Origin of the sequence: Sinomicrobium oceani (assembly GCF_900119185.1) — a bacterium.
GTDB lineage: Bacteria > Bacteroidota > Bacteroidia > Flavobacteriales > Flavobacteriaceae > Sinomicrobium > Sinomicrobium oceani.
The window spans coordinates 170,498-195,333 of the sequence record NZ_FPJE01000001.1 but is presented as its reverse complement, the minus strand read 5'-3'; the positions used below and the strand labels follow the sequence as shown (position 1 = coordinate 195,333).

Below are 24,836 nucleotides of genomic sequence, written 5' to 3'. Positions count from 1 at the left end.
ATGTCCCTCTTACTGCGAATAAGCATGCTCATAGCATCATGGGTAGCACTTGCTTTCGCGATAGAAAGAGTATCCGTCTATTACAGTATTCCACTCGGTGCCATCAGTATATACAGCGTCTATCTTCTCTACACATTTTGTGTAAAGCGGTTTAATGCCATCAACGATTTTTTCGAGGCCGTTAAATACCGCGATTTTTCCCGGTGGTATCCCGAAAAAGGAGGGGCGGGAGACCTCGACCAGCTTCACCGCGGATTTAATGAAGTAAACCGCACGATAAAAGAGATGAACAGCGATAAGGAACGTCAATACCTCTATCTGCACAAAATACTGGAAATGGTCGATGTAGGGATAATGGCCTATAACCGGAACACCGGAAATATATTATGGGATAATGAATCGATCCGGAAACATCTCGATATTCCGACGATTAAAAATATAAGTTTTATAGCTACGAGGAAACCGCAACTTTACCAGGGTATTTTCGAAACCGACCATCCCAGAGAAAGCTCCGTGACCGTAGATGCCGGAAGCCAGAAGAACAAAATGCTGGTTTCCAATGCCGTATTTCAGGTCGGAGAAGATACCTTTAAGCTGGTTGTCTTACAGAATATAGAAGACACCCTCAACCGTAACGAGTCCGATGCCTGGAAAAAACTGCTCAGTGTCATGACCCACGAGATCATGAATTCCATAGCGCCTATATCATCACTGGCCGAAACACTGAAGTCCAATGTACAAATGGCTATAGAGTTGCCGGAGTCCCACCCGCTGGAGATGGAAGATCTGTATATGGGGATAGAGAGTATCAAGAAACGAAGTGAAGGGCTGATGAAGTTTGCAAAAACCTACCGCAGTCTCAACAAAGTAACCAGCCTGAACACGAGCCGGGTAGGCATAGCCGGGCTGTTCCGAAACATCGATAAACTGATGTACCCCTCCCTTCTGGCCCGCAATATCGCTGTGGATTATAAGACAGAACCTCAGGATATCGAAGCAGATATGGATGCGCACCTGATCGAACAGGTATTGATCAACCTTATCATCAACGCTATGGATGCATGCGAAGGTAGAATGGAGGCGAGAATTACCGTTAGTGCCGATCGCGATCTCGACGGGAATACCCTGATCCTGGTATCGGATAATGGCAGGGGAATACCCGAAGAAGTCCTCGATCATATATTTGTTCCGTTTTTCAGCACCAAAAAGAAGGGGAGCGGGGTAGGGCTCAGCCTTTGCAAACAGATCATGCTACTTCATAAAGGCAAAATACAGGTGCGGAGCCATCCCGGTGAAGGTACGGTAATGAGTCTTATTTTCTGAATATAATGTACCACTCGTTGTAATAACTTCTTCCGCTGTGCACTTATAGCACTCCGCTATCCCGTTAAAACGATAACGTTGAAGTGTTAAAAAATGCAAAAAACAGAATTAAACAATTGTTTAAATTAAACGTTTGTTTAATTTTGCTCCCTGAAACGAATAAGAGCAGATGGAACTCAATGAAAAACAGATAGGGATTCTCAAAGTAGCGGAAAAGCTGTTTGCCGAAAACGGTTATGATGGCACTTCCGTTCGTCATATAGCACGAGAGGCAGGGGTCAATGTGGCTATGATATCCTATTACTTCGGCTCTAAGGAGAAATTACTCGAAGCACTTTTGTTTAACAGGTTTTCGGGTTTTCGAAAAGAAATGGAGAAGGTGATAGCTGCCAGCGATGATTTTCCGACCAAGATAGAGGCTATTGTGGCGCTGTTGATACGGCGTGTTCATACCAACCGGCATGCGTATAGGGTGGTGAATTTCGAGTTTTCCAATGCCTTGCGCCAGGTGAGTTTCGAAAATTACGTAAAGCAGAAAAGGGAAAATTACAACATGATCGAGAAGCTCATTCGCAGCGGACAGCGGGAAGGAGTATTTTCGGATAATGTGAATATCACGCTTATCGTTCCGACGATTCTCGGAACGTATTTTCATTTTATAAATAACGAAAGATTTTTCCGGGCACTACACGGTTTTGACGAAACTATCACTACGGACGACTATGTATATACCGTTCTGACCACTCATATTCAGCAAACGGTAAAAGCATTGCTAACCAATACCATACCCCCGGGAAAAACCTGAATACGCCCCGATCATTCACGAAGTATAACTTTTAATCACTATACATAAATCACCTGGTCGTTACGGAAACTTATCCATAACGATCATTCCCGTTAAAAACAAGTAAAGAAAATCAGATGAAGATCAGAACTTTATTACTTTTTATGTTGTCTTTGGCCCTGTCGGGTCATCTGAAGGCACAGGAAAAGACACCTCTCGGACTCAGGGAGGCTATCCGGCTGGCGCTGACCCATGGCGATGATGCTAAAATAGCCGAAGAAAAGGTCAACACCGCGGAGAGCCAGTTGCAGGTTACCAAAAACGAACAGTACCCGGAACTCGGACTTTCGGGACAATACCAGTACCTTACCAAACCCAATGTACAGTCCGCCCTTTTGGGCGGAGGGTCGGATAACGGAGAAGAAGGCGGAAGCGGTTTCCCCGATATTCACCAGCTTCTTTTGGGGCAGGTCAACGCTTCTGTTCCCGTGTTCTCGGGATTCCGGCTCAGAAACCTTGTCAATGCCGGGGAAAACCGTCTGGAAGCAGCACGGTTGAATGCCGTAAGCGATAAAGAGCAGCTGGCGCTGCAGACCGTGATGGATTATATCAATCTCTATAAAGCCAGGCAAACCGTATCGCTCGTTAAGGAAAACCTGAAGAGCGCACAACAGCGGGTCAAGGATTTCTCGGCGATGGAAGAAAACGGTCTGCTGGCCCGGAATGACCTCTTAAAGGCCAAACTGCAGGAATCTAACGTAAGGGTTACTCTCGAGGAATCCATTAAGAATGAGCGGATACTCAACTACCGGCTGGCGACGCTGCTCAAGCTGCCGGAGGGAACAGCCATAGAAACAACAGCTGAGGAGCTGGATATCGTTCCGGTAGGAGACGCGGATGGGGTTGCGGTGTCGAGAAGCGACCTGGAGGCCCTTCGCTATCAGGAAAAAGCTGCGGAAGATGAGATAAAAGTGGCACAGAGCAAATTTTTTCCTTCTGTTAATTTAATCGGAGGATATGTTGCTCTGGATGTTCCCAAAGCTATTACGGTAACCAATGCTATGAACTTCGGGGTAGGACTTTCGTATAACCTGTCCGATATCTTTAAATCCAAAAGCGATGTCAAACTCGCCCGGAGTAAGGCTACCGAGCTGCAGTATACACTCGATAAGTACACGGACCAGGTGAATATTCAGGTGAGAAATGCCCTGGAAGATTATCGTCTGGCGTTGAAGAAATATGATGTATACACCGAATCCCGGGAGCAGGCCATAGAAAATTATCGTATCGTCAAGGATAAATACGACAACGGACTGGTCGATACGAATGATCTTCTCGAAGCCGATGTGGAACAATTGCAGGCCAGAATAAACCTGGCGTATTCCCGGGCAGACATTACACAGAAATATTATGAGTTCCTTACTGCACAGGGAACGCTCACAAACTACATCACTAAGTAATTAATCATTTTTTACAAAAAATGGAACAAAAGAAAAAGACCAACAAAAAATTTATCATCATCATTGCTGTCCTGGTAGGGATAGGTGTACTATACGGAGGATATAAGATTATACATTCCTTCTCGCATGAAACCACGGATGATGCGCAGGTAGAAGCCAATATGAACCCTGTAATCCCTCGTGTGGAAGGGTATATCAAAAAGGTTTATGTAAGCGATAATGATATGGTAAAGCAGGGTGATACCCTTTTTGTCATAGACGACCAGGACTATCAGGTAAAGCTGGAGCAGGCCCGTGCCGGTCTTGCTGCTGCCGAGAGTCAGCTTGTCGTGGCGCAGGCAAGTATAGGTTCGTATAAAGCCAATGCCGCCGCCTCCGGATCACAGGCCCGGTCGGCCCGTGAAAATATAGAAACCGCAAAAACCAGGTTGTGGAGAGCCTCCAATGATTTTGAGCGTTACAAAAACCTGTATGAGAACCATTCCATAACTGCCCAGCAGTACGAACAGGCACTGGCGGCAAAAGAAGAGGCGGAGCAGCAACTGAAAATTATACAAAACCAGCAGAAAGCAAGTAACAGCCAGCACAATGCCGCTGTATCGCAGACAGAGATCTCCGAGAAGCAGGTAACCGTGGCCAGTGCCAATGTGAAAAGTGCCCAGGCCAATCTCGATGCAGCCCTGCTCAATGTAGGCTATACCGTCGTAACAGCGCCTATAGACGGACAGCTCTCGGCAGTGGATATCCAGGTCGGGCAGTATGTGCGTCCCGGTCAATCACTTTTTTACCTGGTCAATACCCGTGACAAATGGGTTGTGGCCAATTTCAAGGAAACCCAGCTTGACAAAATGCGCGTCGGGCAAAAAGTAATTATCGAGGTAGATGCCTATCCCGGAGAAGAATTTGAAGGAGAGGTAACAGCCTTTTCCCCGGCTACCGGAGCGAGGTTTTCATTATTGCCCCCGGACAACGCCACAGGAAACTTTGTGAAGACCGTACAACGCTTGCCCGTAAAAATAGATTTTACAGGGAACAACGACGCGGAAAAACTGGACAGGTTGCGTTCCGGAATGAACGTACTTGTCGATGTACATTTAAAATAAGTTATGGCTGAAGTACAGGTTCAGGACGAAAACAGCCTGGTCGAATATGGTTTCCGGAGGGTGATCATCACGATTACCGCCATCTTGTGTGCCCTTCTGGAAATCATTGACACCACGATTGTCAACGTCGCACTCAACGATATGAGGGGAAGCCTCGGAGCTTCCCTAAACGATATAGCATGGGTTATTACGGCCTATGCCATTGCCAACGTCATCATTATCCCGATGACGAGCTGGCTGTCCAAACAGTTTGGAAGGCGTAATTATTTTGCCGCTTCCATCATCATTTTTACCGTAACCTCCTTCCTTTGCGGGAATGCTTCCAATATCTGGGAGCTGGTGGCTTTCCGTTTTATTCAGGGAATGGGCGGGGGTGCCTTACTGGTAACGGCCCAGACGATCATTACCGAAAGTTACCCGCAGGAAAAACGGGGGATGGCCCAGGCTATCTACGGTATGGGAGTTATTGTAGGACCTACGCTGGGGCCTCCGCTCGGAGGATACCTGGTCGATAATTTTTCCTGGCCCTATATCTTCTATATCAATATACCTATCGGGATTATAGCGACCTTCCTTACCTTGTTGTATGTGAGGAGTCCGAAGTACGGAGAAAAGCTCAAAGCCAGCCAGGTCGACTGGTGGGGTATCGTATTCCTGGCTTCTTTTATAGGCTCGTTGCAGTTTGTACTGGAACACGGCCAGCAGGACGACTGGTTTTCGGATATAACGATTGTAATCCTCAGTATAGTGTCGGTCTTTGGTCTCGTACTCTTTATATGGCGCGAACTGGTCTATGAACATCCTATAGTCAACCTGAGAGTATTGCGAAATTACAACCTCCGGATCGGTACCATCCTTACTTTTATTCTCGGTTTCGGACTTTACGGGTCTACATTTGTTATCCCCATATACACACAATCCATTCTCGGATGGACAGCGACCGATGCGGGATTACTACTGATTCCGAGTTCCATTACCACCGGATTGATGATGCCTGTTATCGGTAAGTTGCTCGAACGGGGAGTATCGCAAAAGTACCTTGCAGCCGGAGGGTTTGCGATCTTCTTTATCTACAGCTACTGGATGTATGCCGTGATGACTCCCGATACCGGTTCGGAACATTTTTTCTGGCCACTGGTTACCCGGGGTATAGGTCTCGGATTGCTCTTTGTGCCGATTACGACACTGTCCCTGTCTACATTGCAGGGTAAGGATATCGGGGAAGGAGCGGCCTTTACCGGAATGATGCGACAACTCGGAGGGTCTTTCGGGATAGCCATTATCACTACTTTTGTAGCCCGGCTGGGCCAGCAACACCGCGTAAATCTTATTCCCAACCTGGACGCTACCGACTTTCAGGTACAGGAACGTCTCCAAGCGTATCAGCAGATGTTTATCAATAAAGGGTTCAGTATCAACGAATCACTGGATAAGGCATATCAGCTCCTGGAAGGTGCCGTGACCAGACAGAGTACGGTACTGGCCTATATGGATATTTTTATCTATCTCGGAATTCTCTTCCTGATCTGTGTTCCTTTTGTATTATTTATTAAAAAAGGGTCCGGTAAGATAGATGCTTCATCAGTGCATTGATCTTTTTTTGAAATATGAAATTGAAACCCCGGAAGTTAGCAAACCGGGGTTTTTATTTTACACCACGAAGTAGAGAAAAAATCAGGTTTTCCTGGAAAATCCCGGTTTTCGGGGATATCTTTGAGCCTGCAATTTGCCATACATTTGTACCGGAGATTACAACAATGTAATTCATTAATAATAACCCGTAACAAACATTAAACTAAAATTTCAATGGACACAAACGAACAGATCGGAGCAGGAATAGGTATTATCGGTACATTACTGTATCTTTTGCTCATCGTGGCTATGATTGCCGGGATGTGGAAAACTTTCGAAAAAGCCGGCAAGCCGGGATGGGCTGCTATTATACCCATCTATAACCTGGTGGTACTTGTAGAGATCGTCGGAAAGCCTACCTGGTGGGTAGTTTTGTTGATTGTTCCCTGTGTAAACTATGTCGCTCTCGTATGGCTGAGCAATTTACTGAGTAAAAGTTTCGGAAAAAGCGAAGGTTTTACCGTAGGACTTGTCCTCTTGCCTTTTGTTTTCTATCCTATGCTCGGTTTCGGAGATGCCACCTATCAGGGACCTTCGGCAGCGGAAGCGAAAACGACCGTAGTGTAGTGATACTCTAAAAAAATAATATATTGTAGCCCGGATGCTTCTTTGAGAAGCTCCGGGTTTATTTTTAATTACATTGGATATGCATGGCGGTTTCTGGCATTGGCTACAGGATCATCTTCTTCCCTGTCCGTTTAAATGGTTCACCGGGATAGATTGTCCGGGTTGCGGGTTTCAACGATCATTTCTGGCACTCCTGCAGGGAGATCTGGTAAGAAGTCTGGAGTTGTACCCTGCGACTATTCCCTTTTTACTTCTTTGTGTCATAGCGCTCCGGTATGTCGTATCGACTCCCGGTAAAAAAAGTGTAGTACTCAGAACAACATTCTTTTTAACCGGTGGTATTATGATGGTTTCCTATGCCGTCAAAATGTATCGTCTGTATGTCATGGTTTAGCCCTGTCGTATGGTAATTCCCTTTGTACAACATCTTCCCGCCAGTATATATTGAAGTTTCCGGACTTTAAGGGCATCCTGTTTTTCGAAAATTTCTACAAACCGGTAAGCAGTTTCCACCTCCTCGGGATTAGGCAGGTAATTCTTCTTTTTTATTGTGTAAATAAGGCTATCTTTGTCCGAAATCGGTTATCAGCGCTCTGTGTGCTGATATTAAAAGGGAATCCGGTGAAAATCCGGAACTGTCCCGCAGCTGTAAGCTCATCAACCGAAGCCCGTTTTTTAAGGTCACTGTTCCTCAGGGAATGGGAAGGCCGGGTGAAGGGAGCAAGTCAGAATACCTGCCGATGGATTTATGTATTCATGGCTTTCGGGGATTGAAGCCGGAATAAAGGGTATATCGTATTCTTTACTTCTGCGTTTTTGCATGTACGATGCAAAACTTCTCCCTATGCCATGTCCGGATAAAAGATACGGGAGATGTCGACACACAAAAAGCAGGTTTTACCGGTTGTTTTCATGCTGTTCTGGGCAGTATGCTTTGCGTTTGCACAGGGGCAGGATAGTATTCGTTACCGTCATCTGGAGGAGGTAGTCCTTGTGAAAGATGCCGTAAAACGGGAGCACTCGGCAACCGTTCCCGTTCAGATAAGTTCCGGAGAAGCTTTACAGCGTCTCAACAGTCTTTCCGTAGCCGATGCCATCCGGTATTTCAGTGGGGTACAACTCAAGGATTACGGTGGGGTAGGCGGACTCAAAACTATTAACGTACGCAGTATGGGTACGGAACATACCGGGGTTTTCTATGACGGGATCAGGCTGGGCAACGCGCAGAACGGCCAGGTCGATCTCGGGAGGTTTTCCCTGGATAATATGGAAGAGGTAGCCCTGTACAATGCCCAGCGATCCGATGCAGGGCAATCGGCCAAGGCCTATGCTTCGGCAAGTACCATATATTTGCAAACCAAATCACCCGAATTTGCCCCTGGCCAACGTACCCGGATACGCATGGGTGTTAAAACAGGGTCGTTCGGATTGATCAACCCGGTATTGAATGCCGATTATAAACTGAGCGATCATCTGGCATTCCGGATCAGTTCCGGTTACACCTATGCCCACGGGCGTTACAAATTCAGGTTTACGAACGGTAGTTACGATACCACGGCCACAAGGCACAATGCGGATATCCGTGCTTTACGGCTGGAAACTTCGCTGCACGGAACTTCTCCCGATTTCGGGCGGAAATGGTATTTGAAATACTACCATTACGACTCCGAAAGGGGACTGCCCGGAGCAGTTGTAGCCAACAGATTCCGTCGGCCACAGCGGTTGTGGGACAGGAATAACTTTCTGCAGGGAGAGTTCCGGCAACAGGTAGGCGATCGTTATATGCTGGTATTCCGCGGAAAGTATGCCAAAGATCATACCCGTTACCGAGATCCGGAGATCGTAACCACTTCGGGTTTTCTGGACAATCGTTACGATCAGCAGACCCTGTATTTCTCCCTGGCCCATAATTTAAAGATCAGTGAGGTGTGGAGCTTGTCACTGGCCACGGACTACGAAAATAATACGCTCGATGCCAACCTGTATCGTTTTGCCTACCCCGAACGGAATAGCTTTCTTGCGGCGTTCACAACCCGTTGGCAATGGGAGTGTTTGCGCCTGGAAGCCGGAATACTGAGTACAACGATCAGGGAATCGGTAAAGTATTATGAAGGGGCGGAAGACAAACAGGAATTTACCCCGACGGTAGCGTTGAACTGGCAACCGCTGGAAACCGGCGACTTTCGCATCCGCGCATTTTACAAACGTATTTTCCGGATGCCTACTTTCAATGACCTTTATTATACCTTTATAGGTAATACGTTCCTGAAACCGGAATACGCCGAACAGATCAACGGAGGATTGTCTTTTCAGCATCATTTTGACAACTTCGATCTCCGGCTAACTTCAGATGTCTACAAGGTGTGGATCACCGATAAGATCGTAGCGGTCCCCGGAGCCAATCTCTTTCGGTGGACAATGCTTAACCTGGGCAAAGTAGAGACGACGGGGGTGGAGATCAATACGGAGATTTCAGGAAAAACCCTGTTCGGGATCGGATATTCCGGTCAGCTTCACTACACCTGGCAGCAGGCCGTGGATGTCACACCCGGCGGAACGAGCTATGGCGATCAGATCCCTTACATTTCCAGGCACAGCGGAAGTGCCGGGCTCACGCTCGATTACAGGCAGGCCGAACTCAATTACAGCTTTATTTACACCGGGGAGCGCTATAGCCAGAAGGCCAATATACCCTCCAATTACCTGCAGCCATGGTACACGCATGACCTTGCTTTGCGATATAAACTTTCTTTTTCCGGCAATGAACTGCTACTCGGAGCCGAACTTAACAATCTGTTTAATCAATATTACGATGTAATCAAAAACTTCCCCATGCCGGGACGTTCCTTTCGCATCACTTTACATTATACCTTATGAAAAAATACCTGAGATTTCTCCGTTTTTATGTAATCTTCCTGTTCGGTACAGGATGGCTCTTCCTGGCAGGCTGCCGTAATGATGATATGACCGACTTTACGGAAGATGATGAGGTCCCCGAAGTTCCTGTGGATCCCGAAGATCCCGAAGATCCTGTTGCCGAGTTGAAAGTGGAAGGCTTTTTCCTGCTCAATGAAGGAAATATGTTCCAGAATAAAGCCTCACTCGATTATTTTGATGATGCCACCGGAACCTACAGCCGAAATATATTTTCCCGTGCCAATCCCGATGCCGTAGGCGGCCTGGGAGATGTAGGGAATGATATCGGGATTTACGGTTCCAAGCTTTATGTCGTAGTCAATGCTTCCAATAAAGTAGAAGTACTGGATGTGGAAACCGGGAAAAGACTGAAACAGATAGATGTGGATAACTGCCGGTATATTACGTTCTACGAAGGAAAGGCCTATCTCAGTACTTACCTGGGGTCCATAGGAGATCCCAATGCCCCCAATGGTATTGTGGCCGAGATCGATACCACCAGCCTCAACATTACCAGGACTGTCGAAGTAGGAAGACAACCGGAAGAACTGGCAGCCTATGAAGGAAAAATTTATGTGGCTAATTCCGGAGGATACAGCCCGCCCGATTATGAAACGACGATATCGGTTATCGATATCGCCTCCTTTACCGAAACCAAACGTATTGAGGTAGCCAAGAATCTCCACCGCCTTAAAATAGACGAAGAAGGAGATATCTACGTATCATCCCGGGGTGATTACTACGATATCCCGTCGCGGTTATTTGTAGTAGATACCGGTAAGGACGAAGTAAAAGACACCCTGGACATCGCAGTGAGCGACCTGGCCATACACGAAGGTATAGCGTATACATACAGTATGGAATTCAGTTATGTAACAGGAGCCAACACCATATCGTATAATAAGATCGATACCCGTACGAAAAACATACTCGAAGGGTCATTTATTACGGATAATACCGTCGAAAAGATCAAAACACCTTATGGCCTTGCCATCCGGCCCGATAACGGGGAGATACTGCTTACCGATGCCGGAGATTACGTAACACCCGGTGTCCTCTATTGCTTTTATCCGGATGGCACGCTGAAATGGTCGGTGAAAACAGGGGATATTCCGGCACACTTTGCTTTTAAAACCAATCAATAGTAAATAACTAAACTAAATAATCAATATCTATGTACACTTTAACAAAAATGAACCGGAATGCCCTGGCTGTTTTTACCGGATCGGTATTACTTCTGTTCTTATTATCATGTTCCGGGGATGATGACGGAACCGTATTGCCGGAAATCGAAGCCCCTGAAATAGGTTTTGATACCGACGACACCGATTTTTTCCTTCGCCTGGGGGATACACTGTCCCTGACAGCAAGCAATGACAATGATTTTGAATACGAGGAAGCGTGGAGTCTCAATGACGTTGTACTTTCCCAAACCGGGCAGGTAGAATTTACTCCCGAAAGAACGGGCGAATACACGCTGTCTTACAGAGCCTTTAACAGTGCCGGAAGTTTTGAAAAGGAGTTCCGTATCCGTACCGCGATACGGTTAAGGGCTATCACGGAAAACAGTAATGCGTATGTCTCCGAACTCTTTGAATTCCTGCCTGCCCCGGGACAGTTTATCAATAAAAATCCCGGAAACCTGGAAAGTGCGGAAGGCATCATAGGTAAGAAAGGACTGGTAAGTCTCGGAGGATGGGGAGGCAGTATTGTCCTCGGTTTCGATCATACCGTACTTAACAGGGAGGATGAAGGCGATATTATCATATATGGTAATGCCATGCCCAATTTTGCAGAGCCCGGAGTAGTATGGGTGATGCAGGATGAAAACGGAAACGGATTGCCGGACGACACCTGGTACCAGGTCAAAGGGAGTGCCCATGAACTGGAAGGAACCATACAGCATTATGAAGTCACCTACCACCGTCCCGGAGATCCGTCGGCGGATATCCCTTGGGAAGATAACCAGGGTAATACCGGGGTCATAGCTACCAATAGCTTTCATACCCAGGCTTATTATCCCCAATGGATAGCGGCAGATTCTTATACCCTGGAAGGAACCCTCCTGTCTTCCGCGAATATCGATATGAGCAACCCTTCATATATAACCAGTGCCCCTTTTGCATACGGGTACGCCGACAATACGGCCGGTGGAGATACGATAGACATTGCCGATGCCATCGATGAAGACGGGAATGCTGTAGTTCTGGAAGGGATTGATTTTGTGAAAATACAAACCGGTATACAGGCCAATATGGGATGGCTGGGCGAATTGTCTACGGAAGTTACCGGAGTTGCCGACCTGAGTATTACACACTAATCATTTTATACCTGATTTCAACAATGAAAAGGATAACATATCTACCTTATTTTTTGTATCTGTTGGTTTTCGTCTGTCTAACGGGATGTATCGATGATGATAACCTTATAGAAGACGCCACCGGGGTTCCGGGAAAATCTCTGGTAATCATCGAACAAAAGCTGCAGGATACACTTACATTGGGACAGACTATTACGTTACAGCCGCAGTGGCAGTCCGTAAGTCCTGTTTCTTATCGCTGGACCATTGCCGGGGAGGAAGTAGGGAAGGATTCGGTTTTTACTTTTGAGCCTGCCGATCGCGGTGATTATGAAATATCGTTTACCCTTACGAACGAGGAAGATGAAGCTGCTGTCGTATATAACGTACATACGCTCGGAGGGTTTGAGAACGGCTTCTTTATTATTAACGAAGGATGGTTCGGGCACGGAACGGGAACGGTTAATTTCTATCGTTACGATACCCGGGCCATAGAGGACAGCATATTTATAAAAACCAATCCGGATAAAAACCTGCTTCCCGTATCTTCTACACTCCAATACGGTACCGTGTATGACGAAAAACTGTTTCTGGTTTCCAAGGTCGGGGGACCGCTGGTCGTGGCAGATGCCTACTCCCTGAAGGAAAAAGGAAGGATACCGGCACAGGGAGGTAATGACTGGCGTGCTGTGGCAGGTATAGACAGCAGCACCGGACTTCTCAGTGCCGGAGACGGATTGTACAGGCTGAACCTGGATGCACTGGAAACGGAAAGCAGGATTGAAGGTATCAGCGGACAAACAGGTGACCTGCTGAAAGCCGGTAGCCGTGTTTTTGTACTTTCACAACGTGAAGGGGCCGTGATACTCAATACTTCTTCCCTGGAAATCGAAAAGACCGTTCCCGGGGTACAGGTAGGATTTGCCCGTACTGCAGATGGTAAGGTGTGGATGGCCGGAGGAACCAGCCTTATTGGTATAGACCCGGAAACCCTCGAAACGGAAGAAGTGGACCTCGGTTTTGAGGTCTACGGAGCATGGGGAGCCTGGCACCCGGGGTCAATTGCAGCAGGAGATTCGGAGGTGTATATGACCAGGAACAACATGTTCAGCGGGGGTAACGAGATCTATCGTTACACCGGAAATGAAGCTTCGCTGACTTTACCTTTTATTACCTTACCGGGAGAACGTGTTACTTACGGTGCCGGTATTGCATACGACCAGCATCGAGGAACGCTTGTCGTGAATACCGTAAATAAAGGTTATGGAGACAATTTTAGTAAGAACGTACTTTTTATATATGACGGACAAAACGGAGATATTCTGGAAAATAAAGCCTATGAGGGATATTATTTCCCGTCTGTCTCCGTTTTTCACGAATAGTCTGTAAGAATACGGTCTGGATTATACTCGGGCTTATTCCGAAAAAAAGCTGCCCGGCCAAACAAATTTTCGTTTGGCCGGGCAGCTTTTTTTTATTGCTTCCATGGAAGGACGGGCTGTAAGCTGGTTTTTCGGGCAACTATTCAATGCCCCATATTCCTTCGAATGAAATCGCTACAATTTAGTTATGATTACCGTTAGGACGATACTACACCCAGTGTATAAAGTCTTTCCATTGTCGGTGTTTTGCTTCCGCCCTCAGGTTCGAGTGTAATTCCGAAACCTTCCGAAGCATTGGCATTGCGGAGTTCGAACATTTTGTTATCGTCAGAGGCAAACTTGTCGAGCAATCCGATACTGGTTGGGGTAAGCGGATCCATTTTGAGAGACCATATCTGGTAGACCATACCTTCCGGAGGTTCGGGGAGTCCCTTTGCATCGACATAAGCAACATGATTTTCTTTATCCCAGTAGATGGCGGCATACGCTTCCGGAGCGGCCTGTTGTCCTTCCAGCGGTATTTTCAGCATATGAGGATCTCTCATTACATCAAGAAGGGTTTTGGTTCTTTCGACTTCATTTCGCGTATCGGCGATTTCGATCTCCAGCTGTATGTTTTTGTTCTTGGTGTCGTTCAGTGTATTCTTAAGGTCACTGTTTTGGTTAAAGAGCAGGAATAAACCGATCAGCAATACCACACTGGCGGCCCAACCGGTGTAAGCCAGCCATGGACTGCGTTTGGCATGTACCGGGATTGCCGCAGATCTTCGTGCCAGTTTGGTTTTGATAGCTTGCAACAAGTGTTCCAGGTCTTCCGGGGCCATCGTTCCGGAAAGGTCTATCAACACCTTTTCTATTTCTTCTACCTCGGTCCGGATTTCCGGATATTGTTTGAGGTTCCGGGTGATCTCCCTGTTTTCGGCGTCGGTAAGTGCGCCGTAAACATAGAGTTCCAGAATTCCGGAGGCTATGTATTCTTCTGTATTCATTGATTGATGACGTTAGCGCGTAATTTATTAATACACATCCTGTTCCTTGTTTTTACAGTCCCGAGAGGGATCTGTAATTCTTTGGCACTTTCTTTTTGCGTAAACCCTTTGAAAAACAGCATGTCAATCAGTTTTTTACACATTGGTCCGAGGATGTCGATATACTTCTGGAGACCTATGGCATCGATCTTTCCGGTGACCGCATTTCCGGATTCCAGAATATCCGAAAAGTATTCGCCTTTGACGTTCATCTGACTGTTTTTGAATTCTTTGGATCGAAGTTTGTCTATCGAAGCATTTCGGGTGATATTCAGTATCCAGGTAAAGAAACGTCCTTTTTCCGGATCGTATGACGAAGCTTCATGCCATATTTTAAGAAAGACATCCTGTAGGATTTCTTCAGAAACTTCCTCATCGCGAATTATACTGAAAATAATACCGTAGATACTTCTTGAGTATAGTTCATAAATGCGCTCAAAGGCTTTTTCGTTGCCCTGACAGAGTTGGGTAATCAATAGATCTTGTTGCATAAAAAGAACATTATGCATTAAAAGTAGTAGGAAAAATCCGGAAGGCCAAAAGTAATGTTAAAAAAAATGTAAAAATGAAATAGCCCGGGACATACGCCCGGACTATTTCCAATCGCGTACAACTAACTTAGAAACTATCGTGAAAACTTCACGAAACTATGAATAAACCTGCAATGGTCGCTGCTGTATCTCCGTCCATAGGTTCGTCGTAAGATTGGGACACGGCTACATTGGTAAATTCTGTTGCGTTCACCAGGTTGACGCCTCCCTGGGTTACATTTTCTTCTCCGTCATATACGGCCTGTGTGGCCTCGGGCATTCCCGGACCTCTGTTGTTCATGGTGATCCAGCCGAGTGCATTTTGATTGAGGTCCATATCCATCACATGCGCTCTCAATCTGCGGATCTCGGAAGCATGGCGTGCTTCCACGGAATGGATCTGGAGAGCAGGGGTCAGGAAAGGAGTTCCCATGAGGTTACCGGCCTGTCCTTTATAAGCTCTTACTCCGGTATCTTCGAAAGCCTGGGCGAGAGCAAGAAGCTGTGCATAAGCCACTTCCTGCCCGGTTCCGTTCTCGTTGAAAGGGTCAAAGGTTCCGCCTACGGTAAAGTCGAACGTCGGAGAATCCACCGCATTATCACCCAATCCGTCGATCAGGAAACTTACGTGTGCGGACTCGTGCTTTGAAATCTGTTCGTATATAGCCTCGGCATCACTTCCTGCGGGCAGTACCCCCGATTCGAGTGCCTTGATGTAAAACTCAGCTTCCAGGTATTCCAGGGTCAGGGCCAGTTGTAAGGCACCTATAGCTGCATTCTGGTCCTGAAAAGCAAAAGTCTTTTTAGGAGCTACGGCCAGTCCGAAAGGAATGGCAGCCAAAGCTGCTTTTTTACCAAGCTCGCCGAAAGTTCCGAAAACATCTCTTCGGGAAGAAGTCTTCGCCATAAGATTATCGGAAGTAAACGATTCTAAAAATTTTATGATTTCCATAATTTTTCTGTTTGAGTTAATGATAAGACGAATTAATCCTCAGGCAATTGATTGGCCGTAAATTCGGTTTTGATAAAACCTGTTGCGCCCACTGCACTTAAAATCTCGGAAGGCGGTTTAGCCAGGTCAAGACCATTGGCATCAACGACATCGTCTCCGGCAAATGCTTTCGGATCGTCCATGTAAATCGACCGTATGGCAGCAGCATGCCTGGCTTCTACAGAAACAATTTTTCCTGCGATAACCAGGTAGTCCGGTGTGGTAATATAAGTTCCGGCACCATTGTAAGCCGCAACCCCGGTGTCTTCGAGTACCTTTGCAGTACCAAGAACAGACCCACGGTCACTAAAATTCACAGAAGAGAAATCAAATTCCAATTCGGGTAATACTTTACTACTATCGCCATTGACGGCAGCAGTGATGGCAGCTTTGAAAAATTCACGGTGAATGACCTCGTGCTTATAAAGGTCTTCCAGAATAAGCTTTTCTTCTGCACTGGCACTCATCCAGTACGAACCATCCAGAACACTGGTGTAAAATGCAGCTTCGAGCTGTTCCAGTGCATAAGCGTAATTCAAGATTCCGAGATCTCCGCTACCGAGATCAAAAACGCCGTCAGGATCAGGCATCCCATTGTCGTCATCGTTGTTACAGGATAGTAACAAACTGGTGCCGACAACGGCTAAACTTCCTACTTTCAGGAATTGTCTGCGGGAATTTGATTTCCCGTTCACGGATTCCTGAAGATTTACTTTAACAGGTATTTTTTTCATAATTCCGTATTTTAGTTACGTGGACACTTACGCAGCTTCTCCTAAGGTGGTTTTATTTTTAATGTTAAAATTTTGTTAACATGGTGGAAAAATAGAGAATATTGGAGGAAAAACGGAAGTTAATTGTCATGTGTTCAAAGGTTTGGTAGGGTGTTTTGCGTTTTTGATACTATCTTTTTTGATCAAAAGTTTTATAATGTGGTAATGCATAACATATAGAATCCTTGAGAAAAGGAGGTCAGAGCTGGTTTTTTCCTTAATACATATAACAGTTGTATATTCTCCCGAAAACAGATAATTTTAACCCGTGTTTATCAATAGTTATCATCATATCGTAATGTGTTTTGCGAAAAGCTGCCGTTTCCTGCTTTTGTTATCGGTTTACTGTTTTATGTCCTGTTGTTTATCATCCTGTCAGGATGAAGAAAAAATGCCGGAGATATACGTAGATCAGGTGATGGAAACGCTGGATGGCGATGGGAATAACGTCATAAAGAAACAATATAACGATGCGGTAACCCTGTGCGAATCTATGGGGAAAAAGATCTCCGGACTTTCTGCAGTTGAACTCGGTAAACTGGGGACCAGACGCTATCAGCTCGCGATTGTTCCCGGTAAAATTGTCATCAGGCAGGAATCCTGGGGGTTCCGGATGTCGGGAGAAGTATTGAATCCGGGAGAATGCCGTTTCGAATTATCGCATCAGGGCGATCTCACCGTGAAAATTCCGGGGCACGTTGTGGTGTATGACCTGAAAGAAGACACTCTTGAGCAGGAAGAAAAAGGACTTCCTGAAGCTTTCGGGCTACCTTTCCGACCGGTGTCGGAAGAGTTTGGGGAAGTTGCTCCCCCGGAAGTCCAGGGTACTCATGAAGAATTTATGGGGCAACAGGTCGTGAAATGGGAATATCCGGACGGGGCTACAGCGGTCATCTGGGCCGAAGGACAACCCTGGGGCTTTCACATAGGACCTTCCGAACATACGTTTGCTGCTCCCGGGAGTTTAGTGCTGCAGAAAACACAGAAAAAGGGAAATTTCCACCTCAGAATGACCACGCATTCCTTTACGGTCGGAGCTCCAGTGGATTTTGATACTTTTGCGATTCCGGAAACTGCCGCCGAACTTCCCTGATCTTATCCGGTATACTTTTTCTTAAAACCCCGGTTTTTCGGGATTGTGAACTATGTACGGTTATGGCTACTTTTGTACATATTCCCGGTACAATAAGGTATGCTTATAGTGGAGGGGGTATCATCGTTTGCCGATAGGGGAAACGTTGGGATTTTTCAGGCGGCAATACGGTAGTCCCATACGGGATGTGATATGCTGCGTAAAAATAAACAGATGATATAGCATGTTTTTTACTTCATTATACGATTGTTTTCGTAAATCCGTGAAAACCTTTTTGATCCCCCTGTTTTTTACGGGCTTATTTCTCATTCCCGAAGCACCGGTCCGTGCTCACATCGTTGAGGATTCGCTTCAACTGGTTCTCGCGGAAAAGAATCTCTCCATATCGCAGCGCGTTGAGGCATTGACCAAACTCGCGGAAATACGGTTTTACAGGAGGGGGCATGATAAAGGGTTTGCAACGTTGAACCAGGCCCTGAAGCTTTCGGAACAATTGGAAGATAAAAGATACGGCGCTCGTTTATACGCCATACTGGCCAGGTGGTATGTGGAAGACAACCAGTACCTGCAGGCGCAGCAGCTTATTGATAGTGCGGTATATTACAGTAATGAGGCGGGGAATAATGAAGTTCTTGCCTTTACCGACTATACCCGGGGTTGGTTTCGTTTGCGGCAAAACAAGCCCCGGGAGGGCATTGCATTATTTCTTAAAGGCCTTCATGCCTTGGAAAGCGAAAAGGCGCATGCCGTAAAAAGCGCGATATACGGAGAAATGTCTCAGGCTTACGGGGAATGGAGCGATACACAAAACCAACAGAAATATGCGCATTTGTGTTACACGGAAGCCCGGAAAACACAAGATCCGGACCTGCACGTGTACGGGGAGCTGACTCTGGCAAACAGTTTTGCGGACCGTTTTAAAAAGGATACGACCAGGGCGGTATTACGCGATTCGGCATTATATCACTATAAGAATTCTATAGCTTTTCTTCGGGAACACAGAGATCGGGTAGTACATCTTACCCGGCTTCCGGAAGCGGCCTATTATGTAGCTGAGCTGTATTCACGCTATATGCCTTCTGCGTACGAAGAGGAAGTTTATCATTACCTTGATATGGCTGTGGAAGAGGCCAGGAAAACCGATGTCCATACCGTGCTGGCCAGGAGTTATATTATGCTGACGGAATATGCCGTGATGAACGAAGACTATAAAAGGGCTGAATTCCTTATCGGAAATGCCGCGGTTGCAGCTCATGAGGGGCCGGTTACGGATAACAGAATTATCCCCGATATATCCTGGTATTTTTCCGTAATCAGGGAGAAGCAGGGAGATATCGGAGAAGCCCTGCGTTACTACAAGCAGTATGTGCGGGAGTATACCAATCGCTTTGATATGGAAAAAATGGCGCTCGCTCAGAAGCTGGAGGCTCAGTATGACACCAATAAAAAGGAAAGGGAGCTCGCCGTTTTACAGGAAAAGATCATGTATGGCAAAAAATTAAACCGTTTGTATATAGGTCTTGCGCTGACCGGTTTGATAGCCATTATTATCCTGGTTTATGCCAATCAGCAACGAACCCGGGCTATGAAGCAACAGAAACAGCTTCATGTCATGGAAGTGAATAAGCTCGAGCAGAAAAACCGCATTGCCCTCCTCTCCGCTATGCTGGAGGGACAGGAACAGGAACGCAGTCGCCTTGCGCGGGATCTGCACGACGGACTGGGTGGATTGCTCTCCGGAATAAAGATAGAGATGTCTGCGGTGAAATCTGTGCTGAGCAGTTCCGGGGGACAGGAACTGATGGACAAGACCATGGAGCACCTCGACGATGCGGTCAATGAACTGCGCCGTATAGCGCATAGTATGATGCCGGAAATCCTTATCCGTTACGGGCTCGGAGAAGCATTGAAAGAATATTGCCAGCGGTTCCGTACCTCCGGGATCCATATCGAATGCAGGGTATTCAACTATACCAACGAAATGGATCATCCCCGGCAAATGGTCTTGTATCGTATTATGCAGGAACTGGTAAATAATGCTATGAAGCATGCCGAAGCCTCAATGATCTACGTACAGCTTCAGCAGGTACAACACAAAATATTTCTTACCGTGGAGGATGACGGTGTAGGTTTTGACAAGGAAAAGATCGCAGATACGGGCAGGCAAAGCGCAGGCTGGACCAACATTCGTGCGCGGGTGGAGTTTTTAAATGGTTCTATGGACATCCTTACCGAAAAAGGGAACGGAACTACCATTACCGTAGAGTGCCTGGTACACCCGGAACCCGAAAAGAAAAAGTAACCGGATGCAGGTTTAATCCGTATTTGTGATATTATTAGTCTCTTTCCAGGTCCCGAACAAACGGTCCCATAGCGTAGTGTAAAACCCGAAATTGCAATGAATGTCAAGGTGATGGCCATGGTGAAAGGATGAAGTGCCGAGATAACGAAAAAGGATGTTTTGTCGCACTTTTTCCGAAAGAGGCTCCAGCCCGAGATGTCCCGCAAGTCCGAAAATAATATTCATCGCAAGATAGGCTATGATAGCGTACAGCCCGGCCGGGTAAAGCATGAGTAACGCGATCCACAGGAAACCGAATCCAAAGGTTTCCAACGGGTGCAGGATAAAGAGATCCACAGGTACCGGGTCCCGGGATTCGTGATGCAATCCGTGAATGGCGCGGTACAGAAAAGTACGGTGGATCAGAAGATGAAAAACGTACATCAGAAAATCCATACCCAGAAAGAGCACTATAAAGTCCGTAAAGGTATTTTGCCACGTTCCCGGGACAATATGTATCCACCCGCACTGCCATATCACATACCCGATCACCGTAATCCCCGTATTAATCATTATGGTCAGCCAGGATATCACCATCTTTTTCCGGGGAACAACCACCATTTTTTTGTCATACAGATAGCGGATCATTCGCCCCGCTGCAAGCGTCAGTACGTAAATCGCAATATTCAAAAGCAGCGAATACCACAAGACTTCCGGTAAGGATAATGGTTCGGGAATATACAGCATGCCGTATTCTATATTTTAAACGGAAGTTTCCTGTTGCAGTTTGGCTTCTACGAGCAGGGCGTGAAGTACTTCGGTGGAAAAACCGTGTAACAACAGGCGGAAAGCTGCTCCGGCCGTAGGTAGCGGGATCATGGGGTGTTTGTTGTTTAAGGCTACCAGTTTTTCCGGGCAATCCATTATAGTTGCTGCATACAGCCCGATAACTTCGTCCAGTTGCAACGAGTTCGTTGCCCTCCAGAAATCGTTATCCGTAAGGAAAAACTGGTAGACGGGGGTGAAGATCTCAATAGCCGTGCCCAGGTCGAGGAAATTGGTCCATCCGTTACGGAAATTTTCAAAAGGAATGGGGGTGGTGGAAATAGCACTGAAATCCGGCCGGTCTTTCTTTTCTACCTTTAAACCGCGCGATTCGAGAGCCTTGTTGAGATTGATGATAAAATTGTAAAGATTGAGGTCGTGTTCCAGGAAAAGATTGTCCTTTACGGCCCGGACGGAAACGGGTTTTAGCGGGTTCATCGGAATGTCTTCTGCTCCTTCGACATTGTCTTTGATAAACCGGAGCACTTCCGAACCGAGATAAAAATGACGAAGGATGAGAAAGTTGGCCTGTGGCGTGATGAAATATTTCATTCCCATATACAAACTCCAGTGCAATGCTTTGGGGGCATTGATGAGGTTGGGGATAACTATTTTTATCACCTGCATGACATGGATGGCCAGCCGGGCAAGAATACGTACTACCGGGTTGAGGAACTGCCGGGTCTTACTGTTGGCATCGTAGAGAAAAGCCGCTTTGGCATCCCGGTTGAACGGGATGCTGTGGTCGAGGTACAGCGCGTGCCAGTGACTGGGGTCGCGTGGATTGTTTTCGAGAGTTTCGAAATATTCGGAGTAATTTTTCATGCGAATAAAATCAAATTAAACATCTGTATTTTAGGTGATTACGCAATTGTAAAAGGAGTCACCATTCCTTAAAAAACGTTTACTTTATTCATCTCCTTTTGCAGAGGCATTTACCTTGACCATATCAAATCCCTCTATGAGGGTTTCATGTGGATAAATTCACCTTAAATCATTAAAAATACGAAAGGGGTTATGCATTTTTCCAAAAGCGTGATCTTTCGCAGGTATTGCTTCCGGAAAATACGATAAATATAGTATTCCGAAAGCACTGGCCGGTGGTTCCGCAACTAAAAATGATCGATCTCTTCGAGTTGCATGGTATAGAGCCTGGCGACCACTTTGGCGGTTTTGACAATTTTTTCTGCGATCTGTTTGGTGAGCAGATCACTCTGGATAGCCTTTTCGAAGCGTTCGAAATGATTTTCGTTACTGTCGCTGCTTTCGTGATAGATGAAAAAGGACACCTGGTCATCGTTCAGTTGCAGTTGTTGCTGTATGGCCCGTCCCCATTTTCCGGCTACCCTGTTCCCGAGGCCTTCGATGATAAACATTCCTCCCAGCAGATCGAAAGGGTCGGGCTGACTCGCCCGGTGAAACATAAAAGCACTTAAGGCTTCGCTACCGATATTTTTATTGCCGGTAAGAATGTCTTCTTCACGTCCTCCGCATTGCAGGTAATTTTTTTCCAGGAGCTGATAATCCCGGTGCTCGTCCGAAGCATGCCGGATAAAAGAGGAACGGACCGGGAAGTGTTCCATGCTTACATGAGATGCCGCCCTTGCGATCCATTGCGAACCGTCTATGACCTGTTGACGGAGATTGACAAGCAGACGTTGGTATTCTTCCAGGGTAAGTGTTCCGTTGTATATTTTGCGAACCAAAGGGACTTCCTGCAGCGATCGTTCGAAATCGAACCAGGTCGTGGTCAGTTGCCTTACCAGCCATTCCTGTACCGGACTTCCCGTAATATGGATATCCGGCGCTTTAATGGCCTGCTGAAGTTCGCCGGAAGATACTTTCGGTTTGCCCGAGACCACTTTGAGTGCCATAAAACCGGTAATAAAACGGCCGCTTTCCGGAACCATACAGAGTATCTGTTGTCCTTCGCGAAGCTTGCCGCTTCGCAGAAGTTCGTCGATAGTCACAAAGATCGATGCCGATCCCATATTGCCTTTGTCGTAAAGTGTAGTGAACCACTTTTCTTCTTCAATTTCCAGTCCTCCTTTCCGTAGCAGGTCGACGATCTGTGGTTTGAAATGATGGGATGAATAGTGGCAGAGCAACCAATCGATATTTTTCGGATCGATTCTGCCACTGTCCGTGAGTTCAAAAAAACGGTCGACACCGAGTTTCACGATATTTTCTACGAGGTGCATATCCTGTCTCAGGTTGATCATGCCTTCCCGGTCTGCTTCAGAGACACTGCCGCAATCGAGCCAGGTTTCCGCTATGGAGCCGTCTGCTGCTTTTCTGGCCCCGGTGTACATACATACTTCATAGGTGTTGGCATACGATTGCAGGTCTATCCACTCTACTTCGAGAGAGAGCCCGCCGGGGGAGGGACTGTCCTGTAACAGCAGGGCTCCGGCACCGTCGCTGAGCATCCAGCGGAGGAATTCGGTTTCCAGCGGGATTTCTGCTCCTTCGGTTACGAAAGCCTGGTGAAGAAAACGGTCGGACTTAAACATCCGGCTGGACAATTCGGCTGCGCAGGATATGGCATTCTTTGTTTCCCCCGATTGTACCTGCATAAAAGCGCTTTTTACCGCCATCAGGCCCGAAGCGCATACGCTTTGATGCGATGAGATACCACAACGCCCCAGTCCGCTTTCTCCGTGTACCATACTGGCAAAACCGGGTACGGGCAGATCACTTTGTGTGGTGCCGGTACTTAAAAACCCGATCTCTTTTTCAGAAATCCCGCTTTGATCCAGGCAGTTTCGTATGGCTGAAGCAGCCATTTCGTAAGCTTTGTGCGTGGTTTTCTGTGTCTTGTCGATAGCGTAATAGCGACTTTTTATACCGTTTTTCCGGAGAAAAACAGATTTTCTTCGCGAAGGGTTACCGTTGATCGTCCCGAGCATGTGTTCCATCTCTTCATTGCTTACCGGGGCATTCGGCAAAAATGTCCCGGAAGCCGTAATATATACTTTATTCATTTTTCTTTGGTTTTGTATGTGGTATTAAATAGCTGGTCGAACCAGGGGAGCATAAAACCGAAATTTCCTTTTGCCGTTTTGTGATGCATACTGTGACGATAAGAAAACTTCAGCAGATGACCGGGGTTACGACTGCCGTGAAATTCGTAATTGCTGTGCCCGAGCATGTTAATGAGAATGCTCATTACAGGAAGCGATAATACGGATAAGACATGGAACGGGTAGAAGAGCAACGGTGGAATAATAACCGTACCCAGCAAGAATGCCTCGAACCAGTGAAAACTATAGGTAGAAAATACCGTAGGTTCTTTGGAACGGTGATGTTCGGTATGAACGTGGCGCATAAACCATTTTCGGTGCATCAGGACGTGGCACAGGTAAAAATGGATCTCATTCCAGAAGAACAAAACAGGTATTTCTATAAGGCATATCCAATTGAACGAATAGGAAATATGTAGCCAGCCATGCTGTATTCCCTGCTGAAAAATAATACCCTGGAGACTAAAGACCGCAATAGACATCATTGATTTTGATATTTCTCTTTTTACCTGTCCCGGGCGTATGTTATCGTTGTCTATAGTACTGATTACCGATTTCCTGTGGAAAAACTTTAAGAGCAACTGTCCTCCCAAAGCGCTGCCCCAGTAAAGAAGATTGAAGAACAGAAACATGCTGATAACCGTATGGTACCACGTTTCAAAACTCCAGATAATTATTTTTTCCGGCATACGATACAAAAATACGGTATCTCCTTTCAGCAGGGAATCCCAGAAAACCAGGATTTTTAGGGAATATGCGAGCACCTGTTTGTAAATATATAAAAATAAGTCTCGCAGCAGCCGGGTATTTAGCTTTCCGAAAATCC

The 24,836-nt window shown here is 46.5% G+C and carries 21 protein-coding genes and 1 riboswitch; of the genes, 13 read left to right on the top strand and 8 right to left on the bottom strand.

Annotation, left to right across the window (positions count from 1 at the left end; translation table 11 throughout):
* From BT112_RS00870 to BT112_RS00820, 11 genes are all read left to right on the top strand, one after another.
* A complete protein-coding gene (locus BT112_RS00870) occupies nucleotides 1-1,323 on the top strand; it encodes a sensor histidine kinase (protein ID WP_245776955.1) in 1,323 nt (440 codons plus the stop codon).
* 169 nt (nucleotides 1,324-1,492) lie between these two features.
* Nucleotides 1,493-2,128 (top strand): TetR family transcriptional regulator, encoded by a 636-nt coding sequence (locus tag BT112_RS00865; RefSeq protein ID WP_072315408.1) that lies wholly within the window; start codon nucleotides 1,493-1,495, stop codon nucleotides 2,126-2,128.
* A gap of 116 nt (nucleotides 2,129-2,244) precedes the next feature.
* Nucleotides 2,245-3,567, top strand: a complete 1,323-nt coding sequence (locus BT112_RS00860; protein ID WP_072315407.1) for a TolC family protein — start codon at nucleotides 2,245-2,247, stop codon at nucleotides 3,565-3,567.
* Between the two features lie 20 nt (nucleotides 3,568-3,587).
* The gene (locus tag BT112_RS00855; protein ID WP_072315406.1) at nucleotides 3,588-4,670 is read left to right on the top strand and encodes an HlyD family secretion protein; all 1,083 of its coding nucleotides are present in this window, start codon (nucleotides 3,588-3,590) and stop codon (nucleotides 4,668-4,670) included.
* Nucleotides 4,671-4,673: 3 nt separating this feature from the next.
* Nucleotides 4,674-6,263 carry an MDR family MFS transporter gene (locus BT112_RS00850; protein ID WP_072315405.1) on the top strand — a complete coding sequence of 530 codons (1,590 nt, stop codon included), beginning with the start codon at nucleotides 4,674-4,676 and terminating at the stop codon, nucleotides 6,261-6,263.
* A gap of 213 nt (nucleotides 6,264-6,476) precedes the next feature.
* Entirely contained in the window at nucleotides 6,477-6,869 is a 393-nt protein-coding gene (locus tag BT112_RS00845; protein WP_072315404.1) for a DUF5684 domain-containing protein, read from the top strand.
* A 79-nt stretch (nucleotides 6,870-6,948) separates the two neighbouring features.
* Nucleotides 6,949-7,263, top strand: a complete 315-nt coding sequence (locus tag BT112_RS00840) for a DUF2752 domain-containing protein (RefSeq protein ID WP_072315403.1) — start codon at nucleotides 6,949-6,951, stop codon at nucleotides 7,261-7,263.
* Nucleotides 7,264-7,431: 168 nt separating this feature from the next.
* Nucleotides 7,432-7,622, top strand: a riboswitch (cobalamin riboswitch).
* A gap of 120 nt (nucleotides 7,623-7,742) precedes the next feature.
* A complete protein-coding gene (locus tag BT112_RS00835) occupies nucleotides 7,743-9,746 on the top strand; it encodes a TonB-dependent receptor plug domain-containing protein (protein WP_072315402.1) in 2,004 nt (667 codons plus the stop codon).
* The gene (locus BT112_RS00830) at nucleotides 9,743-10,930 is read left to right on the top strand and encodes a DUF5074 domain-containing protein (protein WP_072315401.1); all 1,188 of its coding nucleotides are present in this window, start codon (nucleotides 9,743-9,745) and stop codon (nucleotides 10,928-10,930) included. The genes BT112_RS00835 and BT112_RS00830 overlap by 4 nt, the downstream gene beginning before the upstream one ends.
* 29 nt (nucleotides 10,931-10,959) lie before the next feature.
* Nucleotides 10,960-12,105, top strand: coding sequence for a hypothetical protein (locus tag BT112_RS00825; protein ID WP_217652311.1), 1,146 nt, complete (start codon nucleotides 10,960-10,962; stop codon nucleotides 12,103-12,105).
* Nucleotides 12,106-12,128: 23 nt separating this feature from the next.
* The gene (locus BT112_RS00820) at nucleotides 12,129-13,466 is read left to right on the top strand and encodes a DUF5074 domain-containing protein (protein WP_072315399.1); all 1,338 of its coding nucleotides are present in this window, start codon (nucleotides 12,129-12,131) and stop codon (nucleotides 13,464-13,466) included.
* A 197-nt stretch (nucleotides 13,467-13,663) separates the two neighbouring features.
* Here BT112_RS00820 and BT112_RS00815 read toward each other — a convergent pair whose 3' ends face one another.
* From BT112_RS00815 to BT112_RS00800, 4 genes are all read right to left on the bottom strand, one after another.
* Nucleotides 13,664-14,455, bottom strand: a complete 792-nt coding sequence (locus tag BT112_RS00815; RefSeq protein ID WP_072315398.1) for an anti-sigma factor — start codon at nucleotides 14,453-14,455, stop codon at nucleotides 13,664-13,666.
* On the bottom strand, nucleotides 14,452-14,985 hold the full coding sequence (locus tag BT112_RS00810) for an RNA polymerase sigma factor (protein ID WP_072315397.1): 534 nt from the start codon (nucleotides 14,983-14,985) through the stop codon (nucleotides 14,452-14,454). Before BT112_RS00810 ends, BT112_RS00815 begins: the two co-directional genes overlap by 4 nt.
* Nucleotides 14,986-15,133: 148 nt before the next feature.
* A complete protein-coding gene (locus BT112_RS00805; protein ID WP_072315396.1) occupies nucleotides 15,134-15,976 on the bottom strand; it encodes a ferritin-like domain-containing protein in 843 nt (280 codons plus the stop codon).
* Between the two features lie 32 nt (nucleotides 15,977-16,008).
* Nucleotides 16,009-16,749, bottom strand: coding sequence for a ferritin-like domain-containing protein (locus tag BT112_RS00800; RefSeq protein ID WP_072315395.1), 741 nt, complete (start codon nucleotides 16,747-16,749; stop codon nucleotides 16,009-16,011).
* Between the two features lie 430 nt (nucleotides 16,750-17,179).
* Between BT112_RS00800 and BT112_RS00795 the strand changes: the two genes are divergently transcribed.
* Nucleotides 17,180-17,881 carry a hypothetical protein gene (locus tag BT112_RS00795; RefSeq protein ID WP_072315394.1) on the top strand — a complete coding sequence of 234 codons (702 nt, stop codon included), beginning with the start codon at nucleotides 17,180-17,182 and terminating at the stop codon, nucleotides 17,879-17,881.
* 262 nt (nucleotides 17,882-18,143) lie between these two features.
* Nucleotides 18,144-20,183: a sensor histidine kinase gene (locus BT112_RS00790; protein WP_175545717.1), complete on the top strand. Its 2,040-nt coding sequence runs from the start codon at nucleotides 18,144-18,146 to the stop codon at nucleotides 20,181-20,183.
* A gap of 12 nt (nucleotides 20,184-20,195) precedes the next feature.
* Here the strand turns inward: BT112_RS00790 and BT112_RS00785 are convergent, their stop codons facing one another.
* From BT112_RS00785 to BT112_RS00770, 4 genes are all read right to left on the bottom strand, one after another.
* Nucleotides 20,196-20,909 (bottom strand): sterol desaturase family protein, encoded by a 714-nt coding sequence (locus tag BT112_RS00785; protein WP_072315392.1) that lies wholly within the window; start codon nucleotides 20,907-20,909, stop codon nucleotides 20,196-20,198.
* Between the two features lie 15 nt (nucleotides 20,910-20,924).
* On the bottom strand, nucleotides 20,925-21,812 hold the full coding sequence (locus BT112_RS00780) for a DUF6999 family protein (protein WP_072315391.1): 888 nt from the start codon (nucleotides 21,810-21,812) through the stop codon (nucleotides 20,925-20,927).
* 287 nt (nucleotides 21,813-22,099) lie between these two features.
* Complete coding sequence (locus tag BT112_RS00775; protein ID WP_072315390.1) at nucleotides 22,100-23,971, bottom strand: beta-ketoacyl-ACP synthase III; 1,872 nt, start codon at nucleotides 23,969-23,971, stop codon at nucleotides 22,100-22,102.
* A complete protein-coding gene (locus BT112_RS00770; RefSeq protein ID WP_072315389.1) occupies nucleotides 23,968-24,774 on the bottom strand; it encodes a sterol desaturase family protein in 807 nt (268 codons plus the stop codon). The genes BT112_RS00775 and BT112_RS00770 overlap by 4 nt, the downstream gene beginning before the upstream one ends.
* Nucleotides 24,775-24,836: the final 62 nt, after the last annotated feature.

Excerpts from the sequence above, each read along its gene's own strand:
- BT112_RS00855 (WP_072315406.1), top strand. The coding sequence starts at position 3,588 with ATGGAACAAAAGAAAAAGACCAACAAAAAATTTATCATCATCATTGCT.
- BT112_RS00850 (WP_072315405.1), top strand. The coding sequence starts at position 4,674 with ATGGCTGAAGTACAGGTTCAGGACGAAAACAGCCTGGTCGAATATGGT.
- BT112_RS00845 (WP_072315404.1), top strand. The coding sequence starts at position 6,477 with ATGGACACAAACGAACAGATCGGAGCAGGAATAGGTATTATCGGTACA.
- BT112_RS00830 (WP_072315401.1), top strand. The coding sequence starts at position 9,743 with ATGAAAAAATACCTGAGATTTCTCCGTTTTTATGTAATCTTCCTGTTC.
- BT112_RS00815 (WP_072315398.1), bottom strand. The coding sequence starts at position 14,455 with ATGAATACAGAAGAATACATAGCCTCCGGAATTCTGGAACTCTATGTT.
- BT112_RS00860 (WP_072315407.1), top strand. The coding sequence starts at position 2,245 with ATGAAGATCAGAACTTTATTACTTTTTATGTTGTCTTTGGCCCTGTCG.
- BT112_RS00795 (WP_072315394.1), top strand. The coding sequence starts at position 17,180 with ATGCCGGAGATATACGTAGATCAGGTGATGGAAACGCTGGATGGCGAT.
- BT112_RS00805 (WP_072315396.1), bottom strand. The coding sequence starts at position 15,976 with ATGGAAATCATAAAATTTTTAGAATCGTTTACTTCCGATAATCTTATG.
- BT112_RS00865 (WP_072315408.1), top strand. The coding sequence starts at position 1,493 with ATGGAACTCAATGAAAAACAGATAGGGATTCTCAAAGTAGCGGAAAAG.
- BT112_RS00775 (WP_072315390.1), bottom strand. The coding sequence starts at position 23,971 with ATGAATAAAGTATATATTACGGCTTCCGGGACATTTTTGCCGAATGCC.
- BT112_RS00825 (WP_217652311.1), top strand. The coding sequence starts at position 10,960 with ATGTACACTTTAACAAAAATGAACCGGAATGCCCTGGCTGTTTTTACC.
- BT112_RS00835 (WP_072315402.1), top strand. The coding sequence starts at position 7,743 with ATGTCGACACACAAAAAGCAGGTTTTACCGGTTGTTTTCATGCTGTTC.
- BT112_RS00800 (WP_072315395.1), bottom strand. The coding sequence starts at position 16,749 with ATGAAAAAAATACCTGTTAAAGTAAATCTTCAGGAATCCGTGAACGGG.
- BT112_RS00870 (WP_245776955.1), top strand. The coding sequence starts at position 1 with ATGTCCCTCTTACTGCGAATAAGCATGCTCATAGCATCATGGGTAGCA.
- BT112_RS00785 (WP_072315392.1), bottom strand. The coding sequence starts at position 20,909 with ATGCTGTATATTCCCGAACCATTATCCTTACCGGAAGTCTTGTGGTAT.
- BT112_RS00810 (WP_072315397.1), bottom strand. The coding sequence starts at position 14,985 with ATGCAACAAGATCTATTGATTACCCAACTCTGTCAGGGCAACGAAAAA.
- BT112_RS00840 (WP_072315403.1), top strand. The coding sequence starts at position 6,949 with ATGCATGGCGGTTTCTGGCATTGGCTACAGGATCATCTTCTTCCCTGT.
- BT112_RS00780 (WP_072315391.1), bottom strand. The coding sequence starts at position 21,812 with ATGAAAAATTACTCCGAATATTTCGAAACTCTCGAAAACAATCCACGC.
- BT112_RS00820 (WP_072315399.1), top strand. The coding sequence starts at position 12,129 with ATGAAAAGGATAACATATCTACCTTATTTTTTGTATCTGTTGGTTTTC.